Source organism: Delftia sp. Lp-1 (assembly GCF_020523835.1).
GTDB classification, from domain to species: Bacteria; Pseudomonadota; Gammaproteobacteria; order Burkholderiales; family Burkholderiaceae_C; genus Comamonas; species Comamonas acidovorans.
In genome coordinates this window covers 111,201-128,145 of sequence record NZ_JAJALJ010000003.1, presented here as the reverse complement: position 1 = coordinate 128,145, position 16,945 = coordinate 111,201, and the positions used below count along the sequence as shown (strand labels likewise).

General features: G+C 68.7%; 14 protein-coding genes. 5 read left to right on the top strand and 9 right to left on the bottom strand.

Annotated elements, in window-relative coordinates; all coding sequences use genetic code 11:
- Positions 1–8: 8 nt before the first annotated feature.
- The 9 genes from LGR64_RS21575 to LGR64_RS21535 form a co-directional block, all read right to left on the bottom strand.
- Positions 9–752 carry a hypothetical protein gene (locus LGR64_RS21575; RefSeq protein WP_230356942.1) on the bottom strand — a complete coding sequence of 248 codons (744 nt, stop codon included), beginning with the start codon at positions 750–752 and terminating at the stop codon, positions 9–11.
- Between the two features lie 185 nt (positions 753–937).
- Positions 938–1,741, bottom strand: coding sequence for an indole-3-glycerol phosphate synthase TrpC (trpC, locus tag LGR64_RS21570; RefSeq protein ID WP_012202702.1), 804 nt, complete (start codon positions 1,739–1,741; stop codon positions 938–940).
- 50 nt (positions 1,742–1,791) lie between these two features.
- A complete protein-coding gene (gene trpD, locus LGR64_RS21565) occupies positions 1,792–2,826 on the bottom strand; it encodes an anthranilate phosphoribosyltransferase (protein ID WP_013804671.1) in 1,035 nt (344 codons plus the stop codon).
- Positions 2,827–2,855: 29 nt separating this feature from the next.
- Positions 2,856–3,443 carry an anthranilate synthase component II gene (locus tag LGR64_RS21560; RefSeq protein WP_012202700.1) on the bottom strand — a complete coding sequence of 196 codons (588 nt, stop codon included), beginning with the start codon at positions 3,441–3,443 and terminating at the stop codon, positions 2,856–2,858.
- Positions 3,444–3,934: 491 nt separating this feature from the next.
- Positions 3,935–4,558 (bottom strand): hypothetical protein, encoded by a 624-nt coding sequence (locus LGR64_RS21555; RefSeq protein ID WP_034366387.1) that lies wholly within the window; start codon positions 4,556–4,558, stop codon positions 3,935–3,937.
- A gap of 28 nt (positions 4,559–4,586) precedes the next feature.
- The gene (locus LGR64_RS21550) at positions 4,587–6,197 is read right to left on the bottom strand and encodes a vWA domain-containing protein (protein ID WP_230356940.1); all 1,611 of its coding nucleotides are present in this window, start codon (positions 6,195–6,197) and stop codon (positions 4,587–4,589) included.
- 2 nt (positions 6,198–6,199) lie between these two features.
- Positions 6,200–7,444, bottom strand: a complete 1,245-nt coding sequence (locus tag LGR64_RS21545; protein ID WP_047328002.1) for a toxic anion resistance protein — start codon at positions 7,442–7,444, stop codon at positions 6,200–6,202.
- A 22-nt stretch (positions 7,445–7,466) separates the two neighbouring features.
- Complete coding sequence (locus LGR64_RS21540; protein WP_141830955.1) at positions 7,467–8,579, bottom strand: hypothetical protein; 1,113 nt, start codon at positions 8,577–8,579, stop codon at positions 7,467–7,469.
- Between the two features lie 167 nt (positions 8,580–8,746).
- Entirely contained in the window at positions 8,747–10,243 is a 1,497-nt protein-coding gene (locus LGR64_RS21535) for a hypothetical protein (protein ID WP_141830957.1), read from the bottom strand.
- Between the two features lie 382 nt (positions 10,244–10,625).
- On the opposite strand from LGR64_RS21535, the gene LGR64_RS21530 reads away from it, so the two are divergent.
- From LGR64_RS21530 to rbbA, 5 genes are read left to right on the top strand one after another with little or no spacing between them, the layout of a single operon-like run.
- Complete coding sequence (locus tag LGR64_RS21530; RefSeq protein ID WP_155294163.1) at positions 10,626–10,790, top strand: hypothetical protein; 165 nt, start codon at positions 10,626–10,628, stop codon at positions 10,788–10,790.
- A 15-nt stretch (positions 10,791–10,805) separates the two neighbouring features.
- Positions 10,806–11,573 carry an enoyl-ACP reductase FabI gene (fabI, locus tag LGR64_RS21525; RefSeq protein WP_012202694.1) on the top strand — a complete coding sequence of 256 codons (768 nt, stop codon included), beginning with the start codon at positions 10,806–10,808 and terminating at the stop codon, positions 11,571–11,573.
- 33 nt (positions 11,574–11,606) lie between these two features.
- Entirely contained in the window at positions 11,607–13,082 is a 1,476-nt protein-coding gene (locus tag LGR64_RS21520) for an efflux transporter outer membrane subunit (RefSeq protein WP_230356939.1), read from the top strand.
- Positions 13,083–13,099: 17 nt separating this feature from the next.
- A complete protein-coding gene (locus tag LGR64_RS21515; protein ID WP_012202692.1) occupies positions 13,100–14,191 on the top strand; it encodes an HlyD family secretion protein in 1,092 nt (363 codons plus the stop codon).
- Entirely contained in the window at positions 14,188–16,944 is a 2,757-nt protein-coding gene (rbbA, locus tag LGR64_RS21510) for a ribosome-associated ATPase/putative transporter RbbA (RefSeq protein WP_230356937.1), read from the top strand. Before LGR64_RS21515 ends, rbbA begins: the two co-directional genes overlap by 4 nt.
- Position 16,945: the final 1 nt, after the last annotated feature.

Here is a 16,945-nt window from a genome sequence, read left to right as displayed (position 1 = left end):
TGCGCCGATCAGCGTTCGTAGACGGTGTCGGTGGGCGCGCTGTCCTGGGTGTTGCCCATGACCCGGTTGTTGTTGAACGAGGTGATCCTCCCGCCAGCCACAGCGTTGAACGCCTTGTCATTGCCGAACACCGTGGTGTTGGACAGGTAGACCTGGGCGGCCGTGCTCTGGACACTGATGGCGGCGCGTTCCGGCTCGCCCTGTGCTGGCACTACATTGCCCAGCAATTGCGAGCGTTGCACCAGAACAGACACAGAAGTAGCGCCCGTATCGACCTTCACCGCCGCCTGCGTGAAGCCCTGGATCCTGACGTTGTCCAGCACCACTTTGCCTGCCTGGACGATTCTGACGCCGAACGTTCCTGTGCCGTTGCCGACGATGTCCAGATCCCGCAGCACCACGGTGTCAGAAACACCCGCGTTGATGGTGATGCCCGCGGTACCGGAGACCAGCACGCCGGCAAGCACGCCTGTGCCGTCCACCTGCATGGACTTGGTGATGGTGAGTCCACCGACGCCCGCAGGATCCAGCACGTTGATCTCGCCATTGGCGGCCGTCTTGGCGATGGCCCCCGCAAAGGTCTTGCAGGGAGCCGTGCGGCTGCAGGGGTTGGCGTCATCGCCCACGCCCGAGACCCAGGTGCGCGTGGCCTGTGCCCAGGCGCCGGACGATGCCAGCGCGGCAGATGCGCAAACGATGAGGGCAGCCCAGCCGCGGCTGGACAGGAAAGGGGCACGGGGCATGAACGACATCGGAATCTCCGTAGGCGATGGGCTGCGGCCATGTTGCCGGAGCGGCATTTCATGCGCATTGTCAATAATTATCATGCAAACGAAAAACTTTTAGAAACACTATTTGCACAAAAAAAAGCCCGCACGCATGGCTGCGGCGGGCTGCTTCGGTGGCGCACCACCGAGGGACCGATCCGGTCTCGGCTTCAGGCAAACAGCTTGGCCAGCGCCTCTCCCGGCTCCTTGGCGCGCATGAAGGCCTCGCCCACCAGGAAGCTGTGGATGCCGGCATCGCGCATGGCCTTGACGTCCTCGCGGCTGCCGATGCCCGACTCGGTGACCAGCAGGCGGTCGGCCGGCACGTTCTTTTGCAGGTCCAGCGTGGTCTGGATGCTGACCTCGAAGCTGCGCAGGTTTCGGTTGTTGATGCCCACCAGCGGCGTCTTGAGCCGCAGGGCGCGATCCAGCTCGGCGCCGTCATGGACCTCGACCAGCACGGCCATGTCCAGGCTGTGGGCGATCTGTTCCATCTCGGCCATCTGCGCGTCGTCCAGGCAGGCGGCGATCAGCAGCACGCAGTCGGCACCCATGGCCCGCGATTCGTAGATCTGGTAGGGATCGACCATGAAGTCCTTGCGCAGCACGGGCAGGTGGCAGCTGGCGCGCGCCTGCTTGAGATAGTCCACGCTGCCCTGGAAGAACTGCTTGTCGGTCAGCACCGAGAGGCAGGCGGCGCTGACGCCCTTGCCGTCGCCATCGGCATAGCTTTGCGCGATGTCGGCGGGGATGAAGTCCTCGCGGATCACGCCCTTGCTGGGGCTGGCCTTCTTGATCTCGGCGATCACGCCGGCCTGGCCGGCGGCGATCTTGGCGCGCAGCGCGCCCACGAAGTCGCGCGTGAGCACGCGGCTTTCGGCGTCGCGGCGCATGTCCGCGAAGGGCATGCGCTTTTGGGCGGCGGCCACTTCCTGCACTTTCACGTCGCAGATTTGCTTGAGGATGTCGGACACGTTGCTTTCCTTGGTTTCTTGTATTCGGTGGTCGATGGGGGCTGCGCGGCTCAGGCCGTCAGCCGGGCCGTGTAGGCCACGAGTTCGTTGAGCTTGGCCAGGGCAGCGCCGCTGTCCAGCGCCGCCTGGGCGCGGGCCATGCCGTCCTCGATGCTGGAGGCCACGTTGGCCGCATACAGGGCGGCACCCGCGTTCAGGCAGACGATGTCGCGCGCGGCACTCTTTTCGCCATGGAGCACGCCCAGCAGCATGGCCTTGGATTCCTCGGGATTGTCCACCTTGAAGGCGCGCGTGCCCACCATGCGCAGGCCGAAGTCCTCGGGATGGATCTCGTACTCGCGCACCACGCCGTCCTTGAGCTCGCCCACCAGGGTGCCCGCGCCCAGGCTGATCTCGTCCAGGCCGTCGCGGCCATAGACCACGATGGCGTGCTCGGCGCCCAGGCGCTGCAGCGCGCGCACCTGGATGCCGACCAGGTCCTCGTGGAACACGCCCATGAGGATGTTGGGCGCGCTGGCCGGATTGGTCAGCGGGCCCAGGATGTTGAAGATGGTGCGCACGCCCAGCTCCTTGCGCACGGGCGCCACGTTCTTCATGGCCGGGTGGTGGTTGGGCGCGAACATGAAGCCGATGCCCACGTCGGCGATGCTGCGCGCGATCTGCTCGGGGCTGAGCTGGATGTTGACGCCCAGCGCCTCCATGGCGTCGGCGCTGCCGCTCTTGCTGCTGACGCTGCGCCCGCCGTGCTTGCTGACCTTGCCGCCCGCCGCCGCGATCACGAAGATGGAGCAGGTGGAGATGTTGAAGGTGTTGGCACCGTCGCCGCCTGTGCCCACGATGTCCACCAGGTGGCGCTTGTCCTCCACATGGACCTTGTTGGAGAACTCGCGCATGACCTCGGCCGCAGCCGTGATCTCGCCGATGGTCTCCTTCTTCACGCGCAGGCCGGTGACGATGGCCGCCGTCATCACGGGCGACAGCTCGCCGCGCATGATCAGGCGCATCAGGTGCAGCATCTCGTCGTGGAAGATTTCGCGGTGCTCGATGGTGCGCTGCAGCGCTTCCTGGGGGGTGATCTGGGTCATTGCGGTGTCTCGGTTGGGTGCCGGCCTGCTCAGGCCTTCTGTTCCAGGAAATTCTTGAGCATGGCGTGGCCATGCTCGGTGAGGATGCTCTCGGGGTGGAATTGCACGCCCTCGATGGCCAGGCTGGTGTGGCGCACGCCCTGGATCTCGCCGTCCTCGCTGGTGGCCGTGATCTCCAGGCATTCGGGCAGGCTGGAGCGCGCAATGGCCAGCGAGTGGTAGCGGTTGACCGTGAACTGCTCGGGCAGGTCGGCGAACACGCCCTTGCGGTCGGTGGTGATGACGCTGGTCTTGCCATGCATCTGCTGGCCCGCGCGCACGATGTCGCCGCCGAAGGCCGCGCCAATGCTCTGGTGGCCCAGGCACACGCCCAGGATGGGCAGGCGGCCTGCAAAGTGCTGGATGGCCGCCACGGAAATGCCGGCCTCGGCCGGCGAGCAGGGGCCGGGCGAGATCACCAGGCGGTCGATCTTCTCGCGCTCGACCAGGGCGATCACCTCGTCCAGCGTGGCCTCGTCATTGCGCACCACGGTGACATCGGCACCCAGCTCGCCGAAGTACTGGACGATGTTGTAGGTGAAGCTGTCGTAGTTGTCGATCATCAGCAGTCTGGTCATACCGGCTCCTGGGTCTCAAAGGGAAAAACGGGTGGCGCGGGCATGCCGCAGCGAAGGCTGGCGCGGGCATGCGCGCAATGCTGCCTGGGTCTGGAAGGGGGAATCTGAGGGCATCTGGGCAATCTCCTGGGTTCTGGGAGCCGCCGTGCCGGGGAGCCATCTGCTGGGTGAGCCTTGCTGCCGTCACGGCGGCAAGGCGCGGTACGCAACCGCAACGACGTGCCGCTTCCTTATTGGAAGCGCCACCACTGTGCAACGATGATAGAAACGGGCGTACCGTTCATGGCTGTCTTGGATCGAGAGTTCAAGTGTCTGGAAGACGGGAATGCAGCAGGCTGCATGGCGAAGCATGCTAACACAGCCCCAATCCATGAACACGCGCTGCCCAACTCAGGGACACCGAGGAAGGGCCTGTGCCGGCCGCGCCGCCCCGCACCGAAGGTGTCGTCCCCCTCGAGAGGGGGAAGCGGCGCAGCCGCTCAGGGGGTGCTCTATTTCAAGAAATCCGGCTGGTCGAACTTCTGCTTCAAAAAGCGCCCGTTGGCCAGCAGCGCCTGCGCATCGCTCGCCGCCACATGCGCCACCACCTGCTGCATCTGCCCGGCCAGCAGCGCCAGCTGCTCGGTCAGCAATTGCCTGGGCGTCTTGCCGTCCTGCACGGGCTGAGTGACACGGAACAGCGGCGGCAGCGCCGCATAGTGCGACAGCGTGGCGGGCAGGTACTGCAGCACCGTCTCGCGCACGGTGAACAGGCCGTCGTTGAAGACCGGGCCGGCCTCGGCCAGCGAGGGCAGCACCTCGTGCACCGAGCCGCGCACGCTGTCCAGGTGCTTTTGCATCTCGGGCGTGAGCATCGGGCGGGCCTTTTGCACCAGCTCGTCGATGCGTTCGCGGATGTCCTCGGCGCTCCAGTGCTGCTGCAGCGCCCGCTCGAAGCTGGCGCCCGCGGGCTGCAGGGCCCAGCCCAGCAGCAGGCCCGCGACGTACAGGCCCAGGGTGATCCAGCCCCAGCCGGCGCCGATCACGCCGGCAAACAGCAGCACCGGCCCCAGCAGGGCCAGCGCCAAGCCGGCGAGGTTGCCATTGCCGTAGAAGAAAAGCTGCAGGCGGCGCATCAGGCGGGTCCGATCGCTGGCGGCGCTGTCACTGGTAGCCCCGGATTTCCTTGAACACCAGCGGCAGTCCGCTCTTGCCGGTGTTGCGCGCATCGAAGGCGCGCCCGCCCGTCAGCGCGGCCAGGGCCTGCATTTCGCCGGACTGCGCCTCGCCAAAGATGATGGGAAAGACGCGCACCAGCGGCGCGCCGCCGTCGCGCGCCATGCGCTGCTCGCGCTCGAACGCGGGCCAGTCGCGGCCGGCCGTGTTGGCGCCATCGGTCAGCAGCACGATGCTGACGAAGCGCTCGGGATCGGCCCGCAGTTCCTGGCGTGCCTGCTGCTGGGCCAGCGTGAGCGCGTCGTAGATGGCCGTGCCGCCGTCGGCCACCAGGCTGTCGGCATAGGCCAGCACCTGGGCGCTTGCGGCCTGCAGGTCGCCCGCCGCGAACTGCACGCGCGCGGGCTGGCCGACCAGGCCCGAGAACGGAATCAGCAGCACGCGTTCGCGCGCCTGGAAGGCGGCATAGCGCTGGCTGGCGGCCGATGCCTCGGCGCCGGACAGCAGCTTCAGCGCCTCCTTCATCTGCGCCAGCCGCGCACCCTTCATGGAGCCGCTCACGTCCAGCACGAAGATGCTGGTGGCCGGGCGGCGCAGATCGCTCTGGTAAGCCGAGAGCACGGCATCGATCACCTCCAGCCGGTTCGGAAAGCTCAGCTCCACCACGGGCGCCGTGGGCAGGGCCGGGCTGGCCTGTGCCTCGGGGCTGGCGGGGCGCAGCTGGGCCTGGCGCAGCGGCTGGCCCTGGAAGGCGGGGGCCTTGAACTGGGCGACCAGCTTGTCATAGTCGGCGCGGCGGCCGGCGTTGAGCAGCATCAGCGGATAGTCGGCCGAGATCACGCCGTCGCGCGGGTAGACCAGGGTGAGCCGGTCGGCGGCGGGCAGCTTCTCGTTCAGGCGCAGGATCACGGCCTCGTAGTTGACCAGCGCATCGACGGCGCCGGGCTCGCGCTCGAAGGCCTCGGCCAGCCAGCCGGAGCTGCCGGCGGTGAGCTTGTGGCCCGACAGGAAGTCCTTGAGCACCTTGGCATTGACCTCCCTGGCGTCCAGGTCCTCGGTCTTGCCGGCCACGGCCGAGGCCACAGCGAACAGCGCGCTCATGCCGGTGTTGGAGCTGGCCGGATTGGTCATGCCGTAGCGCAGCCGGCCCTGGGCGGCAGCGCGTGCGATGTCGGCCCAGGTGGGCGGGGCCTTGTCCCAGCCCAGCTTTTGCAGCACGGGGGCCTTCACGCCCAGGGCCACGCGCGAGTAGAAAAGCTTTTCACGCGCCAGCGGCTTGTTCGCCAGCGCCAGCGCGGGATAGGCGCCATTGGGCGGCAGGATGGCGTCGTACTGCTCGCCCGCATTGATGCGCTCGACCATCTCCAGCGTGCCCGCATAGCTGAGCTTGAGCAGCACGCCCGCCGCCGTGGCGGCCTGCTCCAGCGCGGGCGCCACGTCCTTGAGTTCGGAGCCGGCCAGCACGGTGAATGCACCCTGGGGACCGGCGGGCGGATCGGACTTGGCGGCGGCCTGCGGCGCGGGCTCGGGCGACTTGCCGCAGCCGGCCAGGGCCAGCGCCAGGCCCAGCAGCCACCAGGCCGCCAGGCGCCGGAACATGCTCACAGCACCACCTCGCCGGCAGGCGCCTGCAGCGCCTCGCGCACGTCCTCGCGGCGGCTCTTTTCCAGATAGGCGCGGGACTTGTCCACCTCCTGCGACAGCGTGTCCACCGTGGTCTGCATGGAGGCCAGGGCCTTGACCTTGAAGTCGGCCATGGCGTCCATGGTCTGGTAGATGTTGCCGAAGGCCTGCTGCAGCCTGGCGATGTCGATGGTGCTGCCGGCCGCCTGCTCGTGGATCTTGCCGCTTTGCTCGCGCAGCAGCTCGCTGGTGCCGGCGATCAGGTTGCCCGTGGTGGTGTTCAGCGCCGTGATCTGGTCCAGCACCAGCTTCTGGTTGGCCAGCGCCTGCGCCACGATGACGGCCGTGCGCAGGGCAGAAACCGTGGTGGTGGTCGCGCGGTCCACGCCCTTAGCCAGTTCGAGGTTGTTCTTGCGCACCAGGTCCAGCGCCAGGTAGCCCTGCACGTTCACCGCCATCTGGGTGAGCAGGTCGGTGACCTTCTGGCGTGCGTAGAACAGCATGTCCTCGCGCACCACGCGCGCCTTTTCCGGGTCGCTGGCGTCCAGCTGCGCCGCCTTGGCCTCCAGCGCCGCGTCCAGCTTCTTGCCGATGTGGATGTATTTCTCCAGCCGCTCCATCAGGCCCCACAGGTTGGCCTTTTCCTGCTCGATGGCGGCGTTGTCGCGCAGCAGCTCGTCCTTGCCGCGCTTGAGGCTGTCGATGATGGCGTTCAGGTGGCTCTGGCTGGACTGGAACTTGTCGAAGTAGTCCACCAGCCTGTTGCCCATGGGGATCAGGCCCAGCAGCTTGCGCGGCTTGAACAGGTCGTCCTGGCGCGAGGGGTCCAGCGCCTCCACCTGGCGGCGCAGGTCGATCAGGCCCTGGCCGATCTGGCTGCCCTGGTCGAACAGGCCGTTGTTCAGCGTCTTGACGGGGCGCTCCAGCATGCGGTTGGAGACGGCGGCAGCGGCCTGCACCTCCTTGTTGCCCATGCCGTGGATGCGCTCGACCGCGCCCTTGAAGGCGGGCGACTGGCTGTCGTTGGCGGTGATGTCGTCGATGAACTGCGCCACCTGTGCGTCCAGCTGCTGCACTTCCTCGGCCTTGAGGCGGACCTTGCCGCTGGCCGACTCGATGGGCACGGGCAGGGCGGGCGCAGGCGGCTCCAGCACGAAATCCTGCTCCTGTGCAGGCACGGCCACGGCGGCGCTGGCAGTGGTGGTCTGGGGGGTGTTGCTCATCGGTTGCTCCTGGAACGTTCGGTCATTTGAAGCGCTGCTCCATGTCCACGATCATTCGCTCCAGCCACTCCTGGCTGGGCGGATCGATCACCTCCACCAGCTGCGCGGGCGCCTGCACGCCCTGCCCGGCCCAGCGCTCGGGCCCGTGCGTGTCGCCGCCGGTGCGAAAGCCGTATTCCTGCGCCAATGCGCGCAGTTGCGGATCGGATTCGAGCAGCTGGCCCACGCGGTCGCCCGCAGGCGTGTAGGGCACGAGCACATGCTTGGAATACAGCGTGGGCTGCGGGTAGAGCATCACCATCTCGCCGCTCCTGCGCTGCGGGTGGCGCAGCAGGAACTCCACCAGCTGCGATTCATAGGCCACCAGCAGCGGCGCCTTGCCCATGCCCAGGGCCAGGTAGTCCTCGAACGGCCCGGCCGACGAGCTTTCCTGGAAGCCCTGGCGCAAAAACAGCGGCGCCACCTGGGGCATCACGCGCTCCAGGTCGGCCGGGCTTTGCACCACCTGCTGGCCGTTGAGCACATAGCTGGCCAGCGCCAGGTACATGGCCGCGCTGTTGGAGCTGCGCACATCGGTGCTGGCGGGCAGCACGGCCTTGCCAGTGGCAAAGGCGCCGGAGGCCTTCAGGTCACGCCAGCGCGTGCCCTTGCCGGCCATGGCCAGCAGGGAGGGAAGATCGGTCACGTAAAAGAAGTCACCCTGCTTTTGCGCAACGCCGTTGGCGATCAGGATCTCGGCAATGGGCCGCCAGCTGGCGAACACGATGGGCGTGTAGAACGGCGTGTAGACCGTGCCGGCCCTGGCCGCCGCCTTGAGCTGGGCCGCAGCCGGCGCCCCCGAGGGAAAGCCGAAGTCGTACTGCTTGGGGTCGTAGCTGTTGGCAATGCTGCGCGAGCCGGCCTTTTGCACCGTCACCGTCACGCCGTGGCGCGCCAGCACGTCGCGCACGCGCTCGTCCTGGAAGAAGGCTTCCTTCTCGGAGCCGATCAGGCCGCGTGCCGTCACGGACTGCTGCTGCGTCAGCTGCGCCTGGCGGTCCTGCACCAGGGCCGTGCGCGAGTACCAGACGCCGCCGCCCACGGCCGCCAGCAGCAGCGCCGCCAGCCCCGCCGCCAAAGCACGGCGCGCGTTCATTGAGAGGCTCCGCCCTGGATGACGGCAAGATGAAATTCGGTCATGAACGCGCGGGCCGTTGTCATGTTTTGTTCAAAAAAACTTCTTATACGGAAGTTTTGTGACACAACGACGACACGCGGCCCGGCCCGCGCCGCGACTACCTCAACGCGACTATCTCAGCGCGACTACCTCAGCGCGAGTTGCTCAGTGAAGCTGCGCCCACCGGGCGTTTCGCGGTGCTGCTGGGTGCGGTGCTCCACCAGCTGGTCCCACGTCTGCATCTGGCGCTCTTGCGTCTTGCGCAGCGCGCCGGTGACCTGCTTGCCGGCTGTCTCGATCAGCGTGGTGATGGTGCGGCTGTCCTGCACCTTGGTCAGGTCATAGTTGCCCGACTGCAAATCCAGCATGCTGCGGTTGCGCGCCTTTTTGGATTCGGCGTTCAGGGACTCGGTCACCACCTGGGCGATCGACTCGCCCTCCCTGCCGCGGGACTGCCGGGTGGTCTTCTGGCCCACCTGGTATTCGGCGTGGCCGATTTCGGTCACGGCGCCGAATTCATTGGTGTTCTCGAAATCACCGCTGAAGCTGGCCTGGAAATCGGCCAGGCCGCTTTGCAGGGACTGCACGGAACGCTCCAGCCCGGAGAGCGCGACGATGGCGCCCGGCGCGGCCGGCGCCTGCGCGTTGTGCAACTGACTGAAGGCACTCTTGAACATGTCCACCAGCGCCGCATCCGCACGGCCGCGCTGCGCGGCGGCATCAAAGCGCTTCAGATGCTGGTCCAGCGCCGCCTGGCGCTGCGAAGCGCTGGCGCCCACGGGGGCATCGGACTCCAGGTTGACGGCCAGCTCGCCCGCCGCGCCCTTCATCGCCACCGATCGGCCATCGGCGCCCACATGCAGGCTGAACGAGGACAGGGGCTGCGAAGGCTTGGGGTTCTTGATGTCCAGGTCCAGGCCGGACAGCACGCTGCGGTCGAAGTCCATCAGCTTGCCCAGTTCCAGCTGGGGCTTGCCCGGCTTTCCCAGGCCTTCCAGCGCTTCGTCCAGCCCGTCGGCCAGCTGGGCAATGGCCGCGCTCTCGGCCTTGCTCAAGGTGCCGGAACTCTTGACCTCGACCCGCAGCCCGCTGCTGCTGCCCGCTTCGCTGCCGTCGTTCGTGGCAATCCGCAGCTCCACGGTCTGGCCCGATTGCGTGCGGATCTTCAGGCTCACGGTGGCAGCGCCCACGGACACATCGCTCAGTGCGGACTTGTCCAGGGCCTGCGCATCCGCGCTGCCTGCGACGGAGTCGGCCGCCGTGGGCGCCTGGTACTCCGCCACCGTCTGCTGGTAGTCCGACGGCGTGGCCGCAAAGCGCGACAGCAGGGCGCCGCCCAGGCCGCGCCAGCGGTCGGCCAGGCTGGCCGACGGGCCCAGGCCCAGGTTGCGCGCCATCAGGGTGCTGATGTCGTCCCTGTCTTGCGAGGCCCAGGCCCGGGTCAGCCTGAACTGGCCCAGTTCCACGGGCTGCGGTTTGGCATAGATGACGCTGGACCCTGCGGACTGGCCCAGCGTGACCTGCGTGCCCGGGTCGGCGGGTGCAGCAGCTGCCGTGGTCGCTGACGACCTCACGGACACCGTGGGCCGCATGCCCGCTGCGCTGGCGGCAAAGCTGGCGCCGGTGGATGAAATGCTGGTCATGGATTGATCGTCTTCCTTCGGTCTTGACCTGACTGAATGTGGCGGCCCAGGCCTTTGCAGGCAGGGGATTTTCTCTGTTCATGGACCATCGGCAGATTTCCGATTTTCTTTACCCCCCGTGCACCAATATGGTGTGAAAACCTTGTATTCATTGAAATCCGGCCAATACAGGGAATGTTCGGCTGTTGGCGCAAAAAAGACGCCATTGGTCTACTGGACGCAGCGACCGGCGGCAAGCGACATCCTCTCAGTGAGGCCGCCCTCTTTGACCTGAGTCAAGCCTATGGAGTGAACTGCATCGATATAACGAAACGGCATCGCCAAAATCGGTCGCTGCAGTGCAACATAGATAGAATGAAAAAGACCAGGAGACGATATTGGCATGCAAACCTTTGATTTGCATGCATCAAAACAAGCTATCAAAAGCTTCGTAGTCACAGGAAATACAAACATTCGCCGTGGCGCATATGTCGGCAATGCCGCGCCATGCCCCGTGATTCCTGACGAAGCCGCCCCAAGGCGGCCTGTTTCCCGGCAGACCTTCTGATCTGGAGCATTCGAGATGACGCTATTGGCTGGCAAAAAAGGCCTGATCGTCGGCATCGCCAACCGCGACAGCATTGCCTGGGCCTGTGCCCGGGCCATGCATGCGGCGGGCGCCGAGATCGGCGCGACCTGGCAGAACGACAAGGCCCGTGTGCATGTGGAGCCCCTGCTCGACGAGATCGGTGCCGAGCTGCGCATGCCGCTGGACGTGGGCGACGACGAGCAGATGCGCGCACTGTTCGATGCCGCCGCCGTGCGCTGGGGCCGGCTGGACTTCGTGCTGCACGCCGTGGCCTACGCCCCGCGCAAGGACCTGCAGGGCCGTGTGGTGGACAGCTCCCGCGAGGGCTTTGCGCTGGCCATGGACATCTCCTGCCACTCCTTCATCCGCATGGCGCACCTGGCCGAGCCGCTGATGGCCGCCAGCGGCGGCAGCCTCATGACGCTGAGCTACCTGGGCGCCAGCGAGGTCATGCCGCACTACGGAATCATGGGCCCGGTCAAGGCCGCGCTGGAGTCCACCACGCGCTACCTGGCGGCCGAGCTCGGCCCCTCGCGCATCCGCGTCAATGCCGTCTCGCCCGGGCCCATCGCCACGCGCGCGGCCTCGGGCATTGCCGCTTTCGATGAACTCGTGGCCGACAGCGTGCGCCGCTCGCCCATTGCCGGCGAGCTGCGGCCCGACGACGTGGGGCCGCTGTGCGCCTTCCTGGCCTCGGACGGGGCGCGCGCCATCACGGGCTGCACGCTGTATGTCGATGGCGGCCACCACATCCTCAACTAGCGGCTGCCGCACCGGCACCCCGCAGCACTGCAGATGACCCTCCCATTCCCCCGAACCGCCGCCGCCGCGCTGGCCGCCGCACTGGCCGCCGCACTGGCGGGATGTGCCTCCCTGGCGCCGCCGCACGAGCCGCCGCCCCTGCCCACGCCCGAGGCCTGGCCTGCCCATCTGCAGGCGGGCGCCCAGGGTGTCGCCGCCGCCGGCCTGCCCTGGCGCGACTACTTCACCGACCCCGTGCTGCGCCAGCTGATCGCCACCGCGCTGGAGCACAACCGCGACCTGCGCGTGGCTGCGCTGCGCGCCGAAGAGGCGCGCGCGGCCTTCCAGATCCAGCGCTCCGAGCTGTTCCCGGCCATTGGCGTGGGCGGCCAGGCCGCGCGGGCGCGCGTGCCTGGCGACCTCAACCTCTCGGGCCGCTCCGTGGTCAGCGGCGAGTACCGCGCCGAGGTCGGCTTCAGCAGCTGGGAGCTGGACCTGTGGGGCCGCGTGCGCAGCCTCAAGGACGCGGCCCTGCAGACCTGGCTGGCCAGCGATGCGGGCCGCCACGCCGTGCAGACCGCGCTGATCGCCCAGGTGGCCGATGGCTACCTGGGCCTGCGCGAGCTGGACGAGCGCGTGGCCATTGCGCGCGAGACGCTGGCCACGCGCCAGGAATCCTTTCGCATCTTCACGCACCGCGAGGCCGTGGGCGCCAGCTCGCGCCTGCAGCTGGCCCAGGTCCAGACCCTGCTGACCCAGGCCCAGGCCCTGCTGGCCCAGCTGGAGCTGGCACGCGCGCAGCAGCTGCACGCACTGGCGCAGCTGGTCGGCGCCCACCCGGGCCCGCTGCCCGCCGCCGCCCCCTTTGACGACGCCCTGGTGCTGGCCGAGCTGCGGCCGGGCCTGCCCTCGGAACTGCTCACGGCGCGGCCCGACATTGCCGCCGCCGAGCACCAGCTGCGCGCGGCCCGGGCACAGATCGGCGCGGCGCGCGCCGCCTTCTTCCCGCGCATTGCGCTCACGGCCCGCTGGGGCACGGCCAGCGCCGAACTCGACGGCCTGTTCGACGGCGGCAGCCGCGCCTGGGCCTTCGTGCCCACGGTGTCCCTGCCCATCTTCGACGGCGGCCGGCGCCGCGCCAACCTGGAGCTGGGCGAAATCCGCAGCGACATGGCCGTGGCCCAGTACGAGAAAGCCATCCAGACCGCCTTCCGCGAGGTGGCCGATGGCCTGGCTGCACGCCGCTGGCTGTCCGAGCAGATCACCGTGCAGCGCACCGCCGTGCAGGCCCAGGCCGAGCGCGCGCGGCTGGCGCAGCTGCGCTACGACAACGGCTCGGCCGCCTACCTGGAGGTGCTGGACGCCCAGCGCGACCTGCTGGCCGCACGCCAGCAACTGGTGCAGGCGCGGCGCGCCCTGCTGTCCAGCCAGGTGGGCCTGTATGCCGCCCTGGGCGGCGGCAGCGGCGCGGAACCTGCCGCGCTGCCCGCCACCCTGCCGGCCACGCCTGCCGATCCCCCGAATTCCTGAAGCCTCCGGACCCGCCCATGGACAAGAACACCTCTCTGAAGAACAAGATCGTGCCGATCGCCGCCGTGGCGGTCCTGGCCCTCGTGGCCTGGTGGGCCTGGAAGACCTTCACGCCCAAGGGCCCGGGCGAGGGCTTCGTCGGCAGCAACGGCCGTGTCGAGGCCACCGAGATCGACATCTCCACCAAGCTGCCCGGCCGCGTGGAGGAAATCCTGGTGCGCGAGGGCGACTTCGTGCAGGCCGGCCAGCCCGTGGCGCGCATGCAGATCGACACCCTGCGCGCCCAGCGCCAGGAAGCCGACGCCATGCGCCAGCAGGCCGAGCACAGCGTGGCCGCCGCCGAGGCCCAGGTCACCCTGCGCCGCAGCGACCTGGCCGCCGCCCAGGCCCTGATCGTGCAGCGCGAGACCGAGGTGGACGCCGCGCAGCGCCGCTTCAAGCGCTCGGAAACGCTGGCGCGCGAGGGCGCCTCTTCGGTGCAGGAACTCGATGACGACCGCGCCCGCGTGCGCGGCAGCGAGGCGGCGCTGGCCGCCACGCGCGCACAGGCCGCCGCCGCCCAGGCCGCCGTGAAGGCGGCCGAGGCCCAGGTGGTCGGCGTGCGCTCCCAGGTGCAGGCGGCCACGGCCACGGTGGCGCGCGTGCAGGCCGACATCGACGACGGCGTGCTCAAGGCCCCGCGCGACGGCCGCGTGCAGCTGCGCGTGGCCCAGCCCGGCGAAGTGCTGGGCGCAGGCGGGCGCGTGCTCAACCTGCTGGACCTGTCCGATGTCTACATGACCTTCTTCGTGCCCGAGACCGCCGCCGGCCGCATTGCCCTGGGCAGCGAGGTGCGCCTGGTGCTGGACGCCGCGCCCGAGTACGTGATCCCGGCCCGCGTCTCCTTCGTCGCCAGCCAGGCCCAGTTCACGCCCAAGACCGTGGAGACCGCCAGCGAGCGCCAGAAGCTGATGTTCCGCGTGCGCGCCCAGATCCCGCCGGAGCTGCTGCGCCGCCATCTGGAACAAGTCAAGACCGGCGTGCCCGGCATGGCCTGGCTGCGCACCGATGCCAGCCATGAGTGGCCCGCCAACCTGGCCATCAAGCTGCCAGCCCAGCCCGCGCAATGAGCGAGAGCACGACGCCCCATGCCAGCGGCTGGGTCGTGCGCCTGAAGGGCGTGCACCAGCGCTATGGCCAGGTCGAGGCCCTGGCGGGCATCGACCTGGACATTCCCGAAGGCCGCATGGTCGGCCTGATCGGGCCGGACGGCGTGGGCAAGTCCAGCCTCATGGCGCTGATCTCCGGGGCGCGCAAGATCCAGGAAGGCAGTGTCGAGGTGCTGGGCGGCGACATGGCCCAGCGCCGGCACCGCGAGGCCGTCTGCCCGCGCGTGGCCTACATGCCGCAGGGCCTGGGGCGCAACCTCTATCCCACGCTGTCGGTGGAGGAGAACCTGCAGTTCTTCGCGCGCCTGTTCGGCCATGACGCGGCCGAGCGGCGCCGGCGCATCGACGACCTCACCCAGGCCACGGGCCTGCGCAAATTCCTGGAGCGCCCGGCCGGCAAGCTGTCGGGCGGCATGAAGCAGAAGCTGGGCCTGTGCTGCGCGCTGATCCACGACCCCGACCTGCTGATCCTGGACGAGCCCACCACGGGCGTGGACCCGCTGGCGCGCGCCCAGTTCTGGGACCTGATCGCGCGCATCCGCCGCCAGCGCCCCGGCATGAGCGTGCTGGTGGCCACGGCCTACATGGACGAGGCCCAGCGCTTCGACTGGCTGGTGGCCATGGACGAGGGCCGCGTGCTGGCCACGGGCACGCCGGCCGAGCTGCTGCAGCGCACGGACAGCCGCTCGCTGGAAGAGGCCTTCATCGCCCTGCTGCCCGAAGAGAAAAAGCGCGGCCATGCGCCCGTCACCATCGCCCCCCTGCCCGAGGGCGGCGAGGACGACATCGCCATCGAGGCCAGGGACCTGACCATGCGATTTGGCGACTTCGTCGCCGTGGACCATGTGTCCTTCCGCATCCGCCGCGGCGAGATCTTCGGCTTCCTGGGCTCCAATGGCTGCGGCAAGAGCACCACCATGAAGATGCTGACCGGCCTGCTGCCGGCCAGCGAGGGCCAGGCCTGGCTGTTCGGCCAGCCCGTGGACCCGCGCGACATCGACACGCGCCGCCGCGTGGGCTACATGACCCAGGCGTTCTCGCTGTACGGCGAGCTGACCGTGCACCAGAACCTGGTGCTGCACGCGCGCCTGTTCGGCGTGCCCGAGGCGGACATTCCCGCGCGCGTGGCCGAGATGCTGCAGCGCTTTGACCTGCAGGCCGCGCAGCACAGCCTGCCGGCCGCCCTGCCGCTGGGCATGCGCCAGCGCCTGTCGCTGGCCGTGGCCATGGTGCACAAGCCCGAGCTGCTCATCCTGGACGAGCCCACCTCGGGCGTGGACCCCGTGGCGCGCGACGGCTTCTGGCGCCTGCTGGTGGAGCTGTCGCGGCGCGACCGCGTGACCATCTTCATCTCCACCCACTTCATGAACGAGGCCGAGCGCTGCGACCGCATGTCCATGATGCATGCGGGCAAGGTGCTGGACAGCGACACGCCCGCGCGCCTGGTGGCCAAGCGCGGCGCGGCCACGCTGGAGGAAGCCTTCATCGGCTACCTGGTCGAGGCCGGTGGCGGCGAGGCGCCGGCCGCCGAGGAACCGGCCGCGCCTGCCGCCCCCGCTGCCGTGGAAACGCACGCTGCGCGCCGCCGCCATTTCAGCGCCCAGCGCATGCTCAGCTATGTCTGGCGCGAAGCGCTGGAGCTGCAGCGTGACCCGGTGCGCGCCACGCTGGCCCTGGTGGGCTCGCTGATCCTGATGTTCGTGATGGGCTACGGCATCAGCCTGGACGTGGAGGACCTGCGCTTTGCCGTGCTGGACCGCGACCAGACCACCATCAGCCGCAGCTATGCGATGAGCCTGTCGGGCTCGCGCTACTTCATCGAGCAGCCGCCGCTGACCGACTACGACGCACTGGACCGCCGCATGCGCAGCGGCGAGCTGACCCTGGCCATCGAGATCCCCCCGGGCTTTGCGCGCGATGTGCTGCGCGGCGGCTCCGTGCAGGTGGGCGCCTGGTTCGACGGCGCCATGCCCACGCGCGCCGAGACCGTGCGCGGCTACCTGCAGGGCATCCACCAGCACTGGCTGACCGAGCAGGCGCGCGAGCGCCTGGGTATGGCGCCGGCCGGCCTGATCGACATCCAGACGCGCTTTCGCTACAACCCCGACGTGCGCAGCCTGCCGGCCATGGTGCCGGCCGTCATGCCCCTGCTGCTGCTGCTTTTGCCGGCCATGCTGACGGCGCTGGCCGTGGTGCGCGAGAAGGAAAGCGGCTCCATCACCAACCTCTACGTCACGCCGGTCACGCGCACCGAATTCCTGCTGGGCAAGCAACTGCCCTATGTGGTGCTGGCCATGCTGAACTTCCTGCTGATGTGCCTGATGGCCGTCACCCTGTTCGGCGTACCCGTGACGGGCAGCTTTGCCACGCTGGCCCTGGCGGCGCTGATCTTCAGTGGCGCCTCCACGGGCTTCGGCCTGCTGGCCTCCACGCTGACGCGCAGCCAGATCGCCTCGATGTTCCTGGTGCTGATCGGCACGCTGATCCCCACCACGCAGTTCGCGGGCCTGGTCGATCCCGTGTCCTCGCTGGAGGGGGCGGGCCGCATCATCGGCGAGGTCTATCCGGCCAGCCACATGATCGCCATCAGCCGCGGCGTGTTCAGCAAGGCGCTGGGATTTCGGGAGCTGGCCGGCTCGTTCGGGCCGCTGCTGCTGTCCGTGCCGGTGATCCTGGGCCTGGCCATTGCACTGACCAGAAAGCAGGAGAGCTGAC